Consider the following 817-nt stretch of genomic DNA (forward strand, 5'->3'; position numbering starts at 1 on the left):
TCGTCGTCTACGTCCACATGATCCTCGGTGGCCTGTACTGCCTGTTCATTGCCAAGGGTGTGCCGCAGTCGGTCGGGCAGGCTATGGGGCCGTTCGTTGAGTTTCTGTGGCTGTGGCTGTTCGTCGGGATGGCGATCTGCCTGCTCGGCAAGTACCTGTCTTCGGCGCCGTACAAGACCCGGTTCTGGGTGTTCCGGCTGGGCCTGTGGTTGCAGCTCGCAGGCGACGTGTCGGCGGCTGGCGGCTTCGTCGGCTACGTGCTCGGCACGCTTCAGATGGCGTGGTGGGGCAAGGCCGTTGTGGGTGTGTTCGGGTTCGCCGCCTACGCCTGGTGCGCCACATTCCTCCTCCTGCGCGACATCCGACGCATCACCCAAGCGCGCAAGGCGCTACGCCACGCAGAATCGGTCGACCAATGAACGCGGCCATCGTCTCCATCATCGTGGCCGGCGTCGGCGTGCTCGGCGTGCTCGGCGGGGCGACCATTCAGGCGATCTCCGGTCGCGGCGGCCGCCGCGCCGAGATGACCGACAAGATCACCGCATCGTATGACCGGCGCCTGGACCGGATGGATCGCGACTACGCGAAGCTCGAAGGGCAATGTACAAAGTGCCAGGACGAACTGGCCGCGATGCGCAAGGTGGTACGCACAGTGGTGCGGGCGATGGACGCCAATGACCCGACCGCGATCGAGACCGCGATCTCCGCGGCGCGGGAGCTGCTGTGACTGATCTCATCATCGGTGGGTGCGCGATATTGCTGACCGCCGTGGCCCTGATGTAGCGATACGCTCGACTCGTACGACGAAGGCCGCCCC

General features: G+C 65.5%; 2 protein-coding genes. Both read left to right on the forward strand.

The window, feature by feature from the left end; translation table 11 throughout:
- Positions 1-419 (forward strand): hypothetical protein (locus tag A5733_RS27385; RefSeq protein ID WP_076238609.1); only part of this gene is annotated, 419 nt, incomplete at its 5' end.
- Positions 416-727, forward strand: coding sequence for a hypothetical protein (locus A5733_RS00105; RefSeq protein WP_076238610.1), 312 nt, complete (start codon positions 416-418; stop codon positions 725-727). The genes A5733_RS27385 and A5733_RS00105, both read left to right, overlap by 4 nt.
- Positions 728-817: the final 90 nt, after the last annotated feature.

It is taken from the genome of Mycobacterium sp. NS-7484 (assembly GCF_001953975.1).
GTDB lineage: Bacteria > Actinomycetota > Actinomycetes > Mycobacteriales > Mycobacteriaceae > Mycobacterium.

What these genes read in the sequence shown, in the direction of transcription:
- A5733_RS00105 (WP_076238610.1), top strand. Translation starts at nt 416, where the DNA reads ATGAACGCGGCCATCGTCTCCATCATCGTGGCCGGCGTCGGCGTGCTC.